General features: G+C 38.5%; 18 protein-coding genes. All 18 read left to right on the top strand.

What is annotated here, in order from left to right:
- Window positions 1-22: 22 nt before the first annotated feature.
- The 18 genes from POF51_RS25970 (at window position 23) to POF51_RS25885 (ending at window position 17,738) form a co-directional block, all read left to right on the top strand.
- Window positions 23-487: a thermonuclease family protein gene (locus tag POF51_RS25970; protein ID WP_271756352.1), complete on the top strand. Its 465-nt coding sequence runs from the start codon at window positions 23-25 to the stop codon at window positions 485-487.
- 14 nt (window positions 488-501) lie between these two features.
- On the top strand, window positions 502-831 hold the full coding sequence (locus tag POF51_RS25965; protein ID WP_271756351.1) for a PrgI family mobile element protein: 330 nt from the start codon (window positions 502-504) through the stop codon (window positions 829-831).
- Window positions 831-1,751: a hypothetical protein gene (locus POF51_RS25960; protein WP_271756349.1), complete on the top strand. Its 921-nt coding sequence runs from the start codon at window positions 831-833 to the stop codon at window positions 1,749-1,751. The genes POF51_RS25965 and POF51_RS25960 overlap by 1 nt, the downstream gene beginning before the upstream one ends.
- The gene (locus POF51_RS25955) at window positions 1,720-3,843 is read left to right on the top strand and encodes a VirB4 family type IV secretion system protein (protein ID WP_271756348.1); all 2,124 of its coding nucleotides are present in this window, start codon (window positions 1,720-1,722) and stop codon (window positions 3,841-3,843) included. The genes POF51_RS25960 and POF51_RS25955 overlap by 32 nt, the downstream gene beginning before the upstream one ends.
- A 20-nt stretch (window positions 3,844-3,863) precedes the next feature.
- Window positions 3,864-5,894: a type IV secretion system protein gene (locus POF51_RS25950; protein ID WP_271756346.1), complete on the top strand. Its 2,031-nt coding sequence runs from the start codon at window positions 3,864-3,866 to the stop codon at window positions 5,892-5,894.
- Window positions 5,894-7,372 (top strand): M23 family metallopeptidase, encoded by a 1,479-nt coding sequence (locus tag POF51_RS25945; protein ID WP_271756345.1) that lies wholly within the window; start codon window positions 5,894-5,896, stop codon window positions 7,370-7,372. Before POF51_RS25950 ends, POF51_RS25945 begins: the two co-directional genes overlap by 1 nt.
- Window positions 7,373-7,424: 52 nt before the next feature.
- Window positions 7,425-8,024, top strand: a complete 600-nt coding sequence (locus POF51_RS25940) for a hypothetical protein (protein ID WP_271756343.1) — start codon at window positions 7,425-7,427, stop codon at window positions 8,022-8,024.
- Between the two features lie 347 nt (window positions 8,025-8,371).
- Window positions 8,372-8,983, top strand: a complete 612-nt coding sequence (locus POF51_RS25935; RefSeq protein ID WP_271756342.1) for a hypothetical protein — start codon at window positions 8,372-8,374, stop codon at window positions 8,981-8,983.
- A gap of 61 nt (window positions 8,984-9,044) precedes the next feature.
- Window positions 9,045-9,509 (top strand): hypothetical protein, encoded by a 465-nt coding sequence (locus tag POF51_RS25930; protein ID WP_271756340.1) that lies wholly within the window; start codon window positions 9,045-9,047, stop codon window positions 9,507-9,509.
- A 136-nt stretch (window positions 9,510-9,645) separates the two neighbouring features.
- A complete protein-coding gene (locus tag POF51_RS25925; RefSeq protein ID WP_271756339.1) occupies window positions 9,646-10,659 on the top strand; it encodes a hypothetical protein in 1,014 nt (337 codons plus the stop codon).
- A gap of 25 nt (window positions 10,660-10,684) precedes the next feature.
- Window positions 10,685-11,251 carry a ribonuclease HI family protein gene (locus POF51_RS25920; RefSeq protein WP_271756338.1) on the top strand — a complete coding sequence of 189 codons (567 nt, stop codon included), beginning with the start codon at window positions 10,685-10,687 and terminating at the stop codon, window positions 11,249-11,251.
- Window positions 11,252-11,547: 296 nt separating this feature from the next.
- Window positions 11,548-12,498 carry a S16 family serine protease gene (locus POF51_RS25915; RefSeq protein WP_271756337.1) on the top strand — a complete coding sequence of 317 codons (951 nt, stop codon included), beginning with the start codon at window positions 11,548-11,550 and terminating at the stop codon, window positions 12,496-12,498.
- Window positions 12,473-12,859: a hypothetical protein gene (locus tag POF51_RS25910; protein WP_271756336.1), complete on the top strand. Its 387-nt coding sequence runs from the start codon at window positions 12,473-12,475 to the stop codon at window positions 12,857-12,859. Before POF51_RS25915 ends, POF51_RS25910 begins: the two co-directional genes overlap by 26 nt.
- A gap of 370 nt (window positions 12,860-13,229) precedes the next feature.
- Window positions 13,230-13,505: a LysM peptidoglycan-binding domain-containing protein gene (locus tag POF51_RS25905; protein WP_271756335.1), complete on the top strand. Its 276-nt coding sequence runs from the start codon at window positions 13,230-13,232 to the stop codon at window positions 13,503-13,505.
- 39 nt (window positions 13,506-13,544) lie between these two features.
- On the top strand, window positions 13,545-13,844 hold the full coding sequence (locus POF51_RS25900; RefSeq protein ID WP_271756333.1) for a hypothetical protein: 300 nt from the start codon (window positions 13,545-13,547) through the stop codon (window positions 13,842-13,844).
- Window positions 13,845-13,952: 108 nt separating this feature from the next.
- Entirely contained in the window at window positions 13,953-14,558 is a 606-nt protein-coding gene (locus tag POF51_RS25895) for a hypothetical protein (protein WP_271756332.1), read from the top strand.
- A 201-nt stretch (window positions 14,559-14,759) separates the two neighbouring features.
- Window positions 14,760-16,181: a hypothetical protein gene (locus tag POF51_RS25890; RefSeq protein ID WP_271756331.1), complete on the top strand. Its 1,422-nt coding sequence runs from the start codon at window positions 14,760-14,762 to the stop codon at window positions 16,179-16,181.
- Between the two features lie 208 nt (window positions 16,182-16,389).
- Window positions 16,390-17,738, top strand: a protein-coding gene (locus tag POF51_RS25885; protein WP_271756330.1) for an IS3 family transposase whose coding sequence is annotated in 2 segments (ribosomal slippage) — window positions 16,390-16,834 and window positions 16,834-17,738 — 1,350 coding nt in all. Because the reading frame shifts where the segments join, the coding sequence is not laid out codon by codon here.
- Window positions 17,739-17,795: the final 57 nt, after the last annotated feature.

Genomic DNA, 17,795 nt, shown 5'->3' with positions numbered 1-17,795 from the left:
TTTTAAAACGGAAGGACCTCCTATGCTAGAAGCTGCAAGTACGTCTTCTCAAAAAGTTCAATACAACGTAATCAGTATAATCGATGGTTCCACAATTGTTGTGGATATGAATGGAAAGGAACAAACGATTAGATACGCGATGATTGAACCACCAAAGAGGAATGATCCAAAACTAAATGCTCACTCCAAGAGTTACAATGAGACATTGATTCAGCAATCCAATGGGAAAGTAAAACTAATCCTGGATACGGCAATAAAAAGCCAAGTAAAAAATCCGGGGGTTTTGATCGCATATGTTATTCTCTCAAACGGAAAAATCGCAAACGAAGAAATGATTAGAAGTGGTCTAGCGCAAGTAAGAGAAGGAATTATGAGTGAATTCAAACGTGAAGGCAAAGACATAACAGAAGCATTAAAGAAAGAGCTTCAAACAGTTGAGAGCATAGCAAAGAAAAAGATGATTGGTATCTGGAAGAATCAAAAATAGAAAGGAAAGATGAGATGAAGATAAATGTCGTCCATGTAGATATTGTCAGTGAAGAGAAAGATTTTATGGGGTTAGTAAGCTGGAGACAATTTGCATATTGCGCTATTGGGGGGATTATCTTCTACAACATAGCAAAGCCACTATTAATGCAGGATTTCTCCATTGAATTTCTTGTCATCCTTATCATGTCCATACTCACCCCGCTAACGTTAATCGTATGGTCACTTGGATTTTTATACTTGGAAGAGCCGGATATGTACTTTGATCGGTGGTTAGTTTATTGGTTGTTGGGAAAAAAAGAGAACAACCTATATATCTACCAAGAAGATGAGGTGAATGACTAGTGGACGGTAACGGTATTTTCACCACAATAGTGATGATACTCATGCTTGGAAGTATTCTTTACTGTTGGGACCGGTCAAGAAAAAACGAACCGCTTAATCCATTTGCCAATAGGAAGAAAAAAACCACGTATATAGGTAATGAAGAAGATGAAGTAAGAGAAGAGAAGAGAAGAACTAATCAAGACAATGAGAAAAAGAAACGGGTTAATATACGCGAACTACTTGAGGTTGAAGATGTTAAGCATGGATTAATGAAATTAAAGAATGATCGTTATCTACTAGTGGTCAAAGTAGATGGCGTAAATTACTACTTAAAAAGCCCAGCGGAACAAGAAGGTATTGATGCAGCATTCGAGGCAGCTATTTCCGCTTTTGATGGTTCAGAGATCATCATCTACACACAGAGTCGTCGAGTAGATTTTGATGATCACTTATTGTTCCAATTGGACAAAGTGAATACCAATCGAAATCTGAATGAGGTGCAACGAGGATATTGCTACAACGTTTTGAACTTCGTTGATGTTTGGCAATCGAATACAGAAGTATACGACAAACATAGGTACTTCTTACTGCCATATGATCTGAGTCAAAAGGATAAGAAGAAATTTAAAAACGAGGACCAGCTGTATAAACGTATTTTTATCATCCTTTCTAGGAAAGGGAAAATCCTAACGGACACAATGTCTAGAGCAGGTGTGCGAAATATTCAAGTAGCAACTACATTAAGAATCTATGAAATGCTTCATTATGCGATGAGAAGAAGTGATGCAAGGCACTTTAAGCTGGAAGAAGCCTTGAAAAGAGAGATGGATGCACTTTTTGTAACAGCTGATAGAGATGAACATCAGTTGAATCTAGTAGAAGAGTTAATGCGGGAGGTTCAAGGAGATGCTAGCAAAAATATGGAACTGGCGAAATAAAGAAAAGATAACTCCCGAGGAAGAAGAACATGCAGATGCCTTCCTTAAAGAAAATGAAGATGAATTGAAAGACCTATTTGGTAAAGGAAACGCAAGTATTTGGTCTGCTATTCTTCCAGATGGCGTTGATCCGACAGCCAGAGATATTGGATACATACAAGATAAAATAGGTAAAGAACGCGTATTTCAACCTTTATACGTGACACAAGGCGGATGGCCGAGAAAGATCAAAACAGCTGCCTTCCATCTACTGATAAATGCTCCGGACACGGACGTAATGTTTTACTTACAAAAATCTAAAAGAAAAGACGCTGTAAAATCACTGAAGAAGAAAGCAACAATTCTTAAATCAAATCTTCGTCTCGAAGAGAGGCGTGGCAACGACGACCAAGTTTTTGAACTGCAAACGAAGATACAAGATTGCGAGATGTTACAGCAGGAAATCGCTATTGGATTGAACGATCAGTTCTTAGTTGCAGTCGTAGCAAATGTCTATGCTGATACTGAGGATGATTTGGAGGCGGTGACCCAAGATCTAGCCAATGAAATGGCAGGTGATGGATTCAATTTAAGAACAACTTACTCCCGTATAAAAATGGGTTTTACCTCAGGTTTACCTTTAGGACGAAATCAAATTCGGGAATCATGGAGAAATTTAGACCGGTATGCAGCAGCGTCTATATTCCCGTTTGCTACCAATGAACTGGAATACACAGGACACCATAGTATCCCGCTAGGAACAAACAAAATTAGTGAAAAGGTAGTGTTCTTTGATAATTATTCAAGAAGAAACACGAACTACAATTTTGGAATCTTTGGAACGAGTGGAGCAGGAAAAAGCTTCGCTGTTAAGCTACTTGCCGCGAGAGGATTAATAGACGACATTGCTACAGTTTTTATTGATCCTGAAAAAGAATACAAAGATTTGGTTCTTCAATTAGGTGGGATCTACATTTCCCTTGTGGAGGATGTTGTATCTGATGAGTTCCAAATAACAATCAATCCATGCGCTCTTTGGCCAACTGAGATTGAGCTCGATGGCGAGGACGACGATGAGCTCAGTACCATTAGTCCAGAAAAATGTGAGATTTATAAAGATAGCGAAGGTAGAACGTTCATTCGGTTCGTCAACATTCAAGAGAAGATGAACGAGGTTATCGATTTCTTTGAAATGATCGCAAAATCAAAGGTGAAGGCAGGCCTGAATGCATTTGAACGTGATTTCCTAGAAGATGCAATCATGAAAGTTTTCAAGAAAAGAGGATTTACTCAACATCCTGACTCCTTATTCGAAGACGGTCATACAGATGGATTCGGGAAGATTCATACGGGAAGAGTAAGGAAACCTGAAATAACAATTAGTGATATTTATAACCAGTTAGTTGGAGACTTTGGTGGCAGGAAGGAAGCGCAAGAGTTAATTGCTGCAATAAGACCATGCTTACGTTCTCGACAATCTCATGATTACGAAACAAACGAAGATTTTGATATTCGTGGATCTATGTCAATGTTTGACGGGCAGAGTTACTTCGGGGAAGGAATTGCGACAGCTTTGGAAGATCAAATGCTGGTTGGATTTGATCTTTCCTCATTCGAATCAAATGAGCGCTTAAGTGAGATTGCATACCACGTCATTTTTAAATGGTGCTGGGAAAAGTTTATTAAAGGGAATCCTATCCGCAAGAAACGTTTACTGTGCGATGAGGCATGGAGGATGGTAGATGATGAACAATCTGTAAATTTCTTGGAAAAAGCAGCGCGAAGAGCAAGGAAAAGGAATTGTTCACTCACGATCGCTACTCAAGACTTCCAGCGTTTAGCGAATAATGAGAAAGCAAGGGCGGTTGTATCCAACTGTCATACGGTATTTTTCATGAAACAGGATGATAAGAGTAGGGATTCGGTTGCGGAAACCTTCAAGCTAACTGAAGGTGAGATTAGCCTTCTTAGTGCGGAAATTCCACCAGGAGAGGGTATCTTAAGGGTCGGTAAGACTAGCGTGTGGATGACTACTGTTGCAAGTCCAGAAGAGATGCCTTTCTTAGAATCCAATGCAGCGGTTCGTCAAGAAATGAGAAGGACAGCCTCTTAAGGTGAGAGGAGGGTAAACAAATGGACTTTAATATTGGAGACCTCCTTGTTGAGGCGATTATCGGGTTAGTTCAACCGATACTAGACTTTATTTCAAACCATACTGATTCAATTATGGAATTGGTATTTAATTTCGACGTCCAGAAAGATGTAAGGACTGGAGAAGTAATAAGCACTGGTCCAACTAATTTGCTGTATGGATTATTCTCAAGTTCTGAGCTAGAAACGCTGATAAAACCTGGCGTCGATGGAATGATGAAAATATGTGCATTATTGCTTTTGGTTGGTGTCATTTTCTTTGGAATAAGACTGGCTAGACAAGGAACCAACGAAAGATTACGAAGTGAAAACATGTCAATGTTGTTCACGATGGCATTCGCTATGTTCCTATTAGGTAATGTGTGGGTCTTATATGACATGATGTTCCTCTTTAATGACATTATTGTACACACGTTTAGAGGAATGGCATTTCAAAAGTTGGGAGGAGCAAATTTTACATCCGGAGTGGACGAGAATACGAGTGCCATATTGTCATTAGTGCTTAATTTGATAATGATAGGCCTGTCCTTGTGGGCTAACTTCTACTATATAATGCGTAAGCTTATGATCATCTTGTTGATGATAACGGGACCTATCTTTATTACATTGTCTATCTATCCGCATTTACGGCAAGTGACAAGTACATGGGGAAAAGAGTTATTCTCCAATATTATTTCGCAAGCAATCCATGCCATAATGCTTTGGATATTCATTGTAATGTCAAACTCACAACAATCATGGTTATTGCAAATTGTGTTTCTCGCTACATTTATCCCACTTTCAGAAGCTATAAAATCGTTATTAGGAGCTTCTGGAGATACAGGAAAAATGGCTACAGGATCAAGTATATCAGCTTTGGCTGGGGCAGCAGCATTAACTGGAAGCATCGCTTCAGCTGCTGGATCAAATAATGTATCGAGCTTAATGAATAAGCTTCCTCTCGGAGGGGGAAGCAATTCCAGAGGTGTAAGTGCGCCAGGTGCAGGGGGATATTCACCTGCGGCAAGTAGTTTTCCTAATAGCACACCTGCATTGGGTACTATAAATCCATTTAGCAACCATACTTTAACCAATAGTAGAACAATGAATAGAGGTCTGAAAGCAGGACGAGTAATGAGCAGACTGGGTGCAACAACTGGTGCTGTTTTAGGTGCAACAGCAATGGCACCTTTAGGACCTATGGCAATGGCTATGGGTGCATCAGCGGGTGCAAACGTATTGTCAGCAGCTGGCGCAGTTTCTGGGAGAGCAGGATGGCAGACGGCAGAAACTGTAGCAAAAGGTGTGGGTGGAGGAGTAACTTCGGTCTACAGGGGGTTCAAACCGAATGGTGCAATTTCTCAAGCAGGCCAAGGATCAAAGCCGATAGGGAAACGTGCAGCACAGATCCAAGCCATGACAAGCGAGCTGGGTAAAGGTGTCATGTCTGGAATCGGTATTAAAGGTGGCACTGAGAATGTCCTAAGGAATGCAATTTCACATGGTGCGGGTATTGTCACCGGAGAGAGAGGCTACAACTTCTCTTATGGAGTTGCAGATAGAACATTAGGTGCTTTGAAGCCTTCTTCCAGCGAATTAAAGTCTAAAGTAGACGATAAAGAGCTTAGAAACTTGCGAGTAATTCAAACAAATGAGGGTACCTATTTAACCGCGAAAAAACGTGGTAACGATGGTAAGTATACTTTTCATAGAATTTCAAGGGTAGCTGAAGCTAATCCTGTATTGAGAAATGGAGAGGCAGTCGAAATGGATGCGCGTTTTGTTAAAGGAGGAAGGCTACATATCGATGAGTCATCTATGAGATTTAGAGAAGCAGATAAGACAATTCGTACAGTTCCTAGTGGAGATGGCAAAAAAGGGACAATTGATAGGGATTATGCCAGAACTAAATATACAAAAGTAGAACCGACCGATTTTTTCAGTGCTAAAAACCCGGAGCAGAGAGATACAAGAGCTAAACGTGATCTTCACTCAAAATGGATACAAAATAATGCATTCGGGGGTAAAAACTAATGCCTGCCCCTAAGTTGAAAGGGGAAGGTAATTATACCTCAAAGATAACCAATAAAGCAGTTAACACTACAAAAGATATTGCCAGTCAACTAATTGGCCTAGCAGGAAAACGTGGCGGATCTTTTGTTAAAAACTTTGCTAAGGAATTAGCAAAGCAAGCAGTAAAGGTACTCTTTAAAATCATTGGAAAAATGATATGGAAAGGTATATTATGGCTTGTTGGAACCTACGGACTAATTGCATTTTTAGCCATCCTAGTAATTCTAATTGTTTCTATGTCGCTTTACATCATGCTAGATAGCGACGGGGATGGAATAAAAGATGCGAAAGGTGAACAACACTACCAGACGTATGTGGAGCTTGCTAAAACATCTGTAGATATGAACAAGCCAGAACAATACTTCTTTAGAACAAATGAGCATTTGCTAATGATTGCAAGCAACATAACAGCTCAAAAAGGTGTAATGTCTTCAAATCAATCGGCACAAGGAATATTGATTGCTGTTAAGCCAACATTTAAGTATTCACTTGTAAAAGAGTGGGATTTACAGCGAACTTGCTACCCAGATGGACGTTGTTCAAGCCCTTATAAGGCAAATGAAAGGGATGTTAAAGTGTTAACTGGAGCAACCAACTTCATAGGGACGTGGGCGCTTGAGTATGAGGTAAAACCAGTTCCTGTAGATGAGCTCAACATTAATGACCCTAGTTTACAGATGTTAGAAAATAGAAAACGAGACCATTCGGGCACCTGGAATAACGTGAGCTGTGGTGCTGAATCTTGTACTGAGCAAATGGATCAGAAAGCGTATCTTCAAACAAAGTATGTCACTCAGCCAGATTTAACAATTTTAAAAAACGAATTAGTGTCACAGAGGTATTTGAAGTTCGATTTCTCATTGTTGCAAACAATGTACAATCAGGCAGTGTCCGAAAGCTATGACATCTACTTTAGAAACTTAGAAGATGTTGAAGGTTACGGAGACGGCATTAGTGGTGGGGATAGATCTGGTGGAGTTGACAGGAACGTGGTTCAAAGGCCACCAAACTTGGATAACACGGGGGATTGGATTTGGCCAACTCCAACTATTACCAATATCACCTCGTATTTCGGTAAACGGCTTAGAAATGGTACTTTTGAGGGGCATCAAGGCATAGATATCGCTCCGAAAGGTTCTTCAGCTGCTGGTCATATGGTCTATGCCCCACGTAGCGGTACAGTTATTAAAGCCGGAAAATCGAATGGTTATGGAATCGCTGTGTTTATCCGTCATGCAGATGGAATGACAACCGAGTTAGGGCATTTACAGTACAATGGCCTTCTTGTAAAAGAGGGAGATAGGGTAAATAAGGGAGATCCTGTAGCGACGATTGGTTATGGAAAGGTAGGAGATTCTTCAGGTCCCCATCTACATGTTTCTATCGACTTACCACATAGTTGGGTTAGAACAAATCCTAGCTTCTATATCCGACCGTGAAAGGAATGGGGTGCGAATGCACCCTTTTATCTTACATGTACAAGGGGGCTTTATGAAACGAAAGGTACTTTTTGGGGCTATCGTAGGTGTTGTAGTTTTGGGGGGGATTGCATTATATGTGTGGAATTCCCTGGTATCGGGTGCAAAGCAAAATATTGAGGAGCGCGCAGAGGAATACATGGCGGACTATCAGAGTGCAAATAAAAATACAAAACTCGTCAATGACGAACAAATTACCGAAAGAAATCCGTATGAAGAAAAACATGATGATACAGTAACCTACCCGGAAGATACGATTACCTATATGTTTACGGCTGCAAAAGCAAACGATGTGGAAGGATTCTATAATTCTTTCACGGCCGATACTCTGTACAAATCGTTCCCAGATCCTGCAAAAATGCGAGATCAGATGAACGAATACCTTCAGTTTATTCTTCAAGATGGAAAACTAAAGGATATTGGATTACTTAGCAAAAAAGTAACAAATCCTGATCCAATGGCAATGAAAGTGATGGTTTCCGTTGCTTTACATTATGATGGATTGAGTAGAAAAGAAATAAGTATTGAAGTAGAAAGGTTTGGAGATCAACACGGAAGTTCAGTTTGGTTGGTAATAACGCCAATCACCGAAATTATTAACCAGATTAGATAATCGAATTATTGGATGACTTGATCGTAGGAAGGATGATTTTATGAGTTTAATTACAATACTTGTAATCCTGCTTGTAAGCACTATAGCGTTCTCGGTACTTATCAATGTAAAAAACCTATTGTTTAAGAGCTTAACAGTACTTCTTATTGGGGTTGTAATGTATTGGTTCTATACATCAAGTGAATCAATTCAGATAATTAGTTAAAAGTGATGGGGCTTTTTCTTTTATAACAACAATAGTAAAATAGATGTAATCAAATACGTTGCTAGGAAATACCTAGCTAAGAGACCTTCATATTCCAGGGGTCTTTTAGCTAGGTTTTTTTATGACTTGGAGGGATTAGAAATTGCGTAAAGTTACAGGACTTATATTAATGCTGACGGTTTCGATGGTTGTAATTTCAGGTTGCACACAACCAGATAAGATTGAAGAGAATGCAAGTAAGATTGTAGATGTAAGTGATACAGCTCATAACTTTACACCGGTAGTAAATCAAGGGACCGGAACTCGTAAGGAAATGTCTGATAAAGCAGTAGAACAAAAGATAAAATCTGTTTCGAAACCTGAGGTTGCAGCAGTAGCAAGCCAGATCACACCTAAAGAACCGAAAAATCATAATAATGTTCAGACTTTAATTAAGCCATTAAATGGTCCACTAAAACCGCGATATCAATATGTCCCCAGCAAGAAGAAACCGGATCAAAATAAAGAAGGAATTATCAATGAATCCAAAGCCATACCAAATGGAAATGAGCTTTTGCATGAAGAAAGAATAAAGGAACTTGAGCAAAGAAAGAAAGCAATTGATAAGGATTATGACATTGTAGTTGATGAAAACGGAAAGATAGTGGGTGTTTCCAATGATCCTGTAGTTGCAAGAGACTCTAATGGAGATTATTTCTTCCACGATCCTAAAGAAGAATTTAGGCGCTCAGAGAATAATACCGTGAGCAACTGATTCAGAAAGACGCCGAAACGATAGCTGTAGGGAGAAATTGTTTATGAGAGGATAATGAAGAATGTTGACAATGTTTAACGATTATCTAATATTGGTCGTACTAGGTATTCTTTTATTATTTACAATACCATATTATATATTTATTCACTCTGTGAAGAATACAGACAGGCTGAATGTAAGGAAGAAGAAAAAGATAATTGAGGAACTAAATAAGTCAAATAAACATGGTGGATCAGATGGCCGAATCGAAGAACAAACTGAAGAAGAAATGAAAGAATTATCAAATGAATATATTGAAATTACTAATTCACCCCAAGATACTTTTCAGGAAATGACTGATGAGGGACTTAGGAGTTACTACAGAACGCTTCGAATTCAACTTCCAAATGTGGACGAACTTGTACGAAGACAATTATTGACAAGAGAACAAGGCCAGGAGTACCGAAATAAAATGAAAACCATTATATTGATTCTGAAAGAACGCTCTGAAAGCAGCTCTCAGGAAAATGAACAGACGACTCGATAGTTCGAGTCGTCTGTTCATTTTCAAGGGAATACTGGAGTAGTAATGTAGTTGTAATGTATATTAAATTAAATGGTAATGTATAGATTGTACATGATATAATGAAGCAAATTGCGAGTGAGTAATGGTAGGGTGATGTATGAAAACGTACACAATAAAAGAAGCAGCAAAACTATTAGGTGTTTCAGGTGAGTATATTTCGCGAAGGTTAGATCTGATGAAACCGAATGACTCTAATCATAGTCACTCCATTGATGAAACAGTGCTTGAAAATCTACGTCAAGAACGTGATTCTGAGTATGAGGGGATTAGTTGTGAAGTAGCAGCTGGTATTTTAGGAGTTACACATAAAACTTTATGGTTAAAGGCAAAATCAGGTGAAGTTCCGAGTTATACGATCGTAAGACGGGGAAGGAATGTTCTACGATTTAACCCTGAAGTAATCACTGAACTCAAGGAGAAATTGGTTGAAACTGGGCCAGAAATTCTCGTGAGTGGAGATGTTTTTTTGTTTCAACCTTGGATCTCGTCAGACCCTAGTGATACCGGTAGAGTCATCAAGATAAAAGCTATCACGAAATTTAAAACAATACCGTTTATCCAAACTAGCAACGGAAGAATAGAGCCAGTTGACAAACTTAAAGAAGAAGGTTGGCTTCCACAAGTTGATTGGATTGAACCAAAAAAAAGAAAATATATGAATGGCATTGTAACACTAAAATATACAAACCCTAAAGATATAAATGACGAATTATATAATCATTTCATCTACATATTTCAAGTTTTTGGCTTGAGTAATATTCAATTAAACTTTACAGAGGATCAAATCATAATTGAAACGAAACGATATAAGTCTGAGGGAAAGTGGGAGGATTTTCACTTTCACCTACTGTCTGAAGCAGTAAAAAATGGTGGAGGTAGTATCTCATGGAGTAGCGATTCTTTTACAATTGAACCGGATTTAGAAGGCTACTTAGCGAACTTATCAGGTGAGAAGAGGAAAATAGTCAACCAGGTACTTCAAATAGACAATACTACAAAACAAGATCTTGTTGAGAGTGGTATTGAGTTGTACATAAAAAATAACCATCCACATTTATACCAGCAATTAAAACTAAAAGGTATGCTAATTAACAAAAAACCAAAAAAATGAAAAAGTTGAAGGAGAGATAGTCTTCGTGTATACAGCGTATTGCGATGGATATACACTCCGCTCATCAGGCTATTCATGCATTGCTTACGTGATTAAGAATAAAGATGAGGACACAATTAAATATTCAAGCAAGATCGGAAAAGCTTCTATACATGAGGCAGAATACTCTGCCATTATTTTTACACTGAAACATTTAGTAAAGATGGGAATAAAAGAAGCGATCGTATTCGCAGATGATGCATTGGTGATAAATCAAATCAATGGTACTTGGGAAGTATCTGATAAGAAATTATTACACTTACATGAAGAAGTGTCATATCTTAGGGCTTTTTTGACAACGATCCAATTCCAATGGATACCTGAAGCCAACAATGAAGCAGCTGTGATTAGTAAAGGTTTATTGAATCCAAAACCCAAAACGTTTTCCGGGCATATTGAGCAGCTTGATGATTATCAATATAAGGTGAGTGGGAAAACCGACTACATTGTTGATCTGTTTTTATCAACTTGTACCTGTCCTGCTTTCAAGCATCGTTCAACATTACCATGCAAACACATTATCTCGGTAAGGAACGAGGTTATAATTGAATAGTTATTCAATCAAAATTTGAGATAGGAGCTTTAATGAAAAGGGAGAGGTATGTCAACCTGGGAGATAAACTACTAGTGTTTTGGTGTTGTATCGTCACAGCAACATGTGTCGTTGGGGGAATCTGGTTACGTGAGTTCACCTATCAAATATCGATTCTTCTTACATGTAGTTTCATAATACCTTTGCTAGTGTTTTTGCTTTGGATAATAGAGGGCAGTATGTCACCCGCTCGCATGAAATGCTCTTTCATGGGGTTACCGATCGCTCTCTTATTACTAGGGATAGGGCTTCTACTGGTGTGGAGAGTCGAACCCTATACGGCCTATTATCCCAAAGGGATATCTCCGATTGACGATTCGATACTTAAGATGTCCTTTACAAAAGAATCACATGTTTATCAAGTTTCCGTAGGGTCTCAAGTAGTTACAAACAAATTGCAGGAGTTGTATGTATCTACCCTGGGGGCAGGATTAAGGGATAGAAGATATCATTCAGAAGCAACGCTGCAAGAAGAAGTTAAGAATTTAGCTAATAGTACTTTTGAGTCATCGATAAAGCCGATTATTTCTGCACTCGAATACATGGGAGAGAAACCGAAGTATGAAGAGACTGTTCACCTTTATTTAAATGCTACAGCACCAGGACCCTTGATTAATGGAGATGTCCTGAAAAATATAAATCATAAAGTAGTAAAAACTTCTGGAGATATACAAAATCTCCTTAACGAGAAACCTACACTCCTTACCCTAGAAATAGAGAGAAGTGGAAGACCTGTCAGGATCTCCATGACAGCGGAAGAGTTTGCAGCATCTGCAAATGCATCGAATATGAGGGTGGGTACAAGAGTTGACGTAGTGCAAAAACTCCCCATACAAACATATTACGATTCAGAAATGCAAGGTGATTCGAACGGCCTTGCTAAAGCAATCGAAATAATCCACCAATTCTCGACGAAAGATCTTATTATGGATAGAAAAATTATTGCTACAGGAAGTATACAAGTAGATGGAACGATTACTAGAGTCGGTGGTTTGGAATATAAACTACTTGCACTTGAGGACGAGAAATTTGATATCTTCTTGGTTCCTGAATCAAATCGGACAGAAGTTGAGATGGTACTTAACTCTGGGATGTTAAAAAGGGTCGGTGGCGAAATCAGATTCGTGAAGAACATACATGAAGTAATTTCGTTGTTAGAACAGACAAGGTCGGGGGATAAAGATGATAAAGTTAAATTCGGTAGCTGAAATGGATCTCGATCAATATTCTATCTACCAGTCAGATTCGGTATTCGAGTCTTATGGTGTAGCAGCCAGTGAGATACAAACGTTGGGTGCATTAATAAAGACAATTACCGTACAAGTTGAGCCTATGTCTGAAGCAAGTAAAATCAGAAGATCAATTGTAGGAGTCCTACCTCCTTCACTTGTACTGCAATTAGAGCAAATGGAGAATATTCCTCCTTACGTTGAAGAGCGTAGCTATTTCTTTGTGAACCAAATGAAGGAAGCAGCAATGTTGGAACTATGCTTTGCACATGACATAAAGTTAGTTCCAATTACTACGGATGAGCTTTTAGGATTGACTGAGTTCTTGAAAGTACACTGAAATATTCTTGAACGGAGCCTCCAGCTCTTTGAAGGATTCTTGCGTCCAAAGTAAAAGTGATGTATATTTAGACTATACAGTCTTTTCTACTTATCTTTTGAAGGTCTATTTGTTAGGCCAGTATAGTTGGATGAAATTCAACTCTTGTTTTTACTAGCCCGTTGGCTACCGTTGAAACTCTATGTTTCTTTGGTATGCGGACGGGCTTTTTGCGTTTTCATAAAAACCAAAGGAGGTAGATAGTAGAAGGTTTTACTAAGAACAATCAAATGAAGTTGTACTTGGTCATGATCTAAGACATGGCCTATTTGTCATTCCATTATCGAAAGGTGGGAAGGATCATTAGATCCGGTTGATTATGAGAATAAAAATGTGGGCAGTCTTAGTTCTTATGGCATTGTCATTTTATGCTGGTAGTTTAACAGTGAATCAACAGGAAACCGAGTTATTAGTTCCAGATACTCCTAACTATACGATTCAGCCAGGCGATACCGTGAGCGAAATAGCTCAAAGTATAACGGCATCCCATGATATCGGAATTAACGAGGCGATCGATGCTTTAATACGGATTAATAAAGAAAGAGGAAGAGAAATCGATGGAACAATTTATCCTGGCCAAAACATATTTGTCCCACTTCCTAAATAAATCAAACACATTATTCACTTATTAGGAGAGATAATTTCTATGAGTCTAGCATTCTTAAATCAAGAAAAACCATTAGGAAAAATGCATGTTCAAAACGTCGAGTATCATGAACGTACTTTGTATCAAACGATGCGTGGAACGGTTTGGACATTACCGAGAACAGTAACGATTTCAGAAGGCGAGTATCGTCTTGAATTCATATTTGATGACGATGATGAAAAGCTTAGCTTATTAAGTCATGGGTCTGGTCGGAAGAATGAAGACGGAGAAATAATCGTATATTCATACTCATTTAGGGATATATCCAAATTTGATATGAGAGGGAGATTAATCTCTTAAGAAAAGGGACCGGTTATTGGTCCCTTTCTCATGTCTTATTCCTACTTACCAGTGAATTTCAACTCGTCATGTCTTGATAAAAGATAAATTGATATGGAGGCAAATTAGATGAAAACTAAAATGCTAGCTGATCAGGATCAGCGAGAGAACAGTCTTTGGAATAATGGAGACCATTGTAAGTTAAAAGGGACAAGCGGTCATTTCGTGATTCTAAACATTTCACCAGGTCGTTTTCCTACTACGTATATCGCAAGAATTGATAGTAAAGGTCAACAAAGTAAGAGGCGATTTACTGGAATCTTACTTGATCAATTACTTCGAATAGATGAGGAAGAACCGTCAGTTGATAAGGAGGGCAGAACAGCTTATGAAGCAGCCTTAGCCTTAGCGAAGAGCGGTTATGTTATGACTGATTTTTACCACACAACATCAGAAATGTTAGCCAAGGTCATACAGATTTCGCCAAGTGGCAGGATTAAAGTGACAGAATTGTTCCTTGAAGAGGGATTGCTCCCCAAATTTCAAGGACGTGGAAAGGATAAGGTCGTCGATATGGAAGTACAGATAATCGATTACTCTAATTTAAAGTACAAGGAGAGCTCAGAACCAAAGATTTTCACACCAAAGTTGCATTTTGATGAGTGGAGATTTTGGCATAAAAAGACGAAGGTATTACGTCATCCAAAGATGACAAAAGAAAATTTACTAGATTAAGTAAGAGGAAGGGGCCAACAGGGTCCCTTCCTTATTTAATGCTAGGGAGAAATGTTAGATATGGAAGTTGAGATGACTTTGTCTTTTATTATTCTACTGATCTTGGTTGGAAGTGGATGCCTGCTTATTGGATTAGTGAAAACTATTCAATCGAATAAAGATTATCAATAAGAAAATTAGATGAAAGAGTGTGGGCTGAAGATGAACGTGATGCATAATTTCGAATCTGAATCGATTCAAGAATCGAAAGAGGAGCAGTTCCGTACGGATGAAGAAAGTAATACGAATCAAGAAGAAGCTAAACAAATCAATGACGATTTGTTTGCAGATAGCGATGTAGAATCTGTTTTCCAAGATGATTATTTAGAAAACGAAGGGGATTATGATCCAGACTCTTTTTATAAAACCAATGATAAAAAGAAGTCTATCGATGCTTACTTATCCACCATTGAAAATAGCGAATCATTACCACTTTTAGAAGGTGAGAACTTATATCGAATAGTGACCGTTGAACGAATAATTGAGTTATATCCTAGATTAGAGGTGGATCTTCGCAAACATTTTACATCCCTTAGTTTTGGAGGCACGACTTTAGACGAACGATACCTAACTGCATTTCTGAGGTTGTTTGCCAGAAGTCAATTTGATGAGTTTGACTTTCAACTAAAACAATGTGGAATAGAGAAATGGAATAATAGGAGCGTTTATCTATTTAGTCGTACGGTAACTAAAATAGACTATTACTGCCTGAATAATGTGATGAGAATAGCAAGTTACTTAGAGGAGTTCAGGAAGTTCTTTTTAACATCAAAACAAATTAAAAAGCCGAGTGAATTAAAAGACGGGGATATATTATACAATGGAAGAATCGTTGTTGATCGAGGCTATCATGATAAGTATGAGTTTAGAAGTGATATTAATCCAATTTGCTCATTTGAAAGTGGGCCAAGGTGTGAGTATATTCGCTGGCCAGAGTTTGTGATTGGCACCTCGAATGGTATTAACATCGAAAAAGTTATTACAAAGTGCATAGATATTTCTAAAGGTAAATCGCTTGAAGAATGGATGATAGTCTTAAGGGATATCAATAATAGGTTCCCCGCTCATTCTTGTGAAAGAGGAGAAGACGAAGCTTTATCTGGCATAGGTACGTTGATTCAACCTCAAGTTGATAGGAACTACATTGAATGGCTGCTAGATAATAAACTAGAGGTAAAAAGATATTTCATTTCAAATAAAAAACGTTCTGACACTATGCGTATGCTTTCTGAATTGTCCTCAAAAATGAGGGAGAAAGTGCTTAAGAAAGTTATTGAATCCTTACGATGGATAGAGTTACAACCGGTTTACCAAAGAAGTTACTGGCGTGAGCACCTCTACAATAGTAGTGGATTTGAGTGGTTAGGAGAACACTATCACTTCCCGGAATTTTCAACTTACTTGGGTTCTCCAATAAGGAATTTTTTAATTCATAGTAATGAAAACCAACTTGATCAGTTCGACTGGCCCGTTAAAAAAGCAAAGGCTAGTACCCTTAGGCATATTATTGTTCCGGATCTAGTTGATGAAGATAATCTGCAAGATGGAGAGACTATTACTTACGAACAAGGAAGCCTATTTTAATTGAAAAGGAGTAGAAGTCTTCTCATAACGACGAGAAGCTGATACAATCGTTATGAGTTAAAGTATTCTTGTTTCTGTTTACGAGCCCATAAGGTTCACTTTATTCCCAGTGGGGAATTCCTATTAAAAAGCCAGTTGGCTGAGATTACACCTTTTTGAACTGCACCCCAATTGTTAGACACACTTAACAGTTGGGGGTGCAGTTTTTTTGTCTAAGTTTACTGCAACAGATAAATTATCAGCGGTTCTTCGCTATTTGTACGGCGCAGAGACTCATGCTTCTATTGCTGAGTCTATCGGCACACACAAAAGCATGGTTGGAGTATGGGTGATGCAATACGAGAAACACGGTGCAGATGCGTTTATAACATCATATACAAGGCACTCCACACAGTTTAAACTAGACGTACTCAATTACATGAAGAATCATGGGACGTCTCCGAATGAAACTGCCGCCATTTTTCAAATCTCCTCGCCTCGTTTAATTCGAAAATGGAGGTCAGAATTTCAATCACAAGGAATAGACGCCCTTAAACCAAAGAAAAAGAGGCGTCCAGCAGTGAAGAAGGAAAATAAGAAAGTAACACCCGTGGAAGGATCAGTTGAGGCATTACAGGCAGAAGTAGAGCGTCTACGTATGGAGAATGCTTACTTAAAAAAGTTGAATACCTTAGTTCAAAACAAGGAAAAGTTACAAAACAAGACAAGGCGCAAGTAGTATTTGAACTAAGGACTGAATTTCCTGTAAAAACGTTACTCAAATTCGCTCGTATCCCACGCAGCACTTATTATTACTATGTAAAAACCTTCGGTTCTCCAGACAAGCATGCAGAAGTAAAGTCAATGATTCAAGCTATTTATCATGAACATAAAGGACGCTACGGATATCGTCGTATACGGGACGAGCTGAGAAATCTCGGGCACCAGGTCAACCACAAAAAAGTACAACGATTAATGAACGAATTGGGCCTAAAAAGTATTGTCCGGATGAAAAAATATCGCTCCTACAAGGGGTCAGTAGGCAGGATTGCCCCGAATATTTTAGATCGTAACTTCAAAGCAGAAAAACCAAATGAGAAGTGGTTAACGGATATAACAGAGTTTAAATTATTTGGTGAAAAGCTATATTTATCACCGATGCTGGATTTGTTTAACGGAGAGATTATCGCTTATACAATTGATTCAAGACCAAGATACTCCCTTGTTTCTAATATGCTGGAAGATGCCTTTAAACGCCTAACCGATAAAGACAACCTCTTGATCCATACGGATCAAGGATGGCATTACCAAATGGGCACGTACCAACATGTATTAAAGGAAAAGAACATCACGCAGAGCATGTCGAGAAAAGGAAACTGTTATGACAATGCTGTGATGGAGAGTTTCTTTGGTATTTTAAAATCGGAATTTTTATATACACAGCAGTTTGAAAGTGTCGAACATTTTAAACGCGAATTAGCAAAATACATCGACTACTATAACTGCAAGCGAATCAAGACAAAATTAAAAGGCTTGAGTCCAGTACAATACCGAACTCAAACCCTTCAGATTGCTTAAATAAAATACGTGTCCAACTTTTTGGGGTCACTTCATTTTAGGTACGTCTCAATCCGA

This window comes from Brevibacillus sp. AG, assembly GCF_028369215.1.
GTDB classification, from domain to species: Bacteria; Bacillota; Bacilli; order Brevibacillales; family Brevibacillaceae; genus Brevibacillus; species Brevibacillus porteri.
The sequence above is the reverse complement of the archived record's forward strand: the minus strand, read 5'-3'. Positions and strand labels throughout refer to the sequence as shown.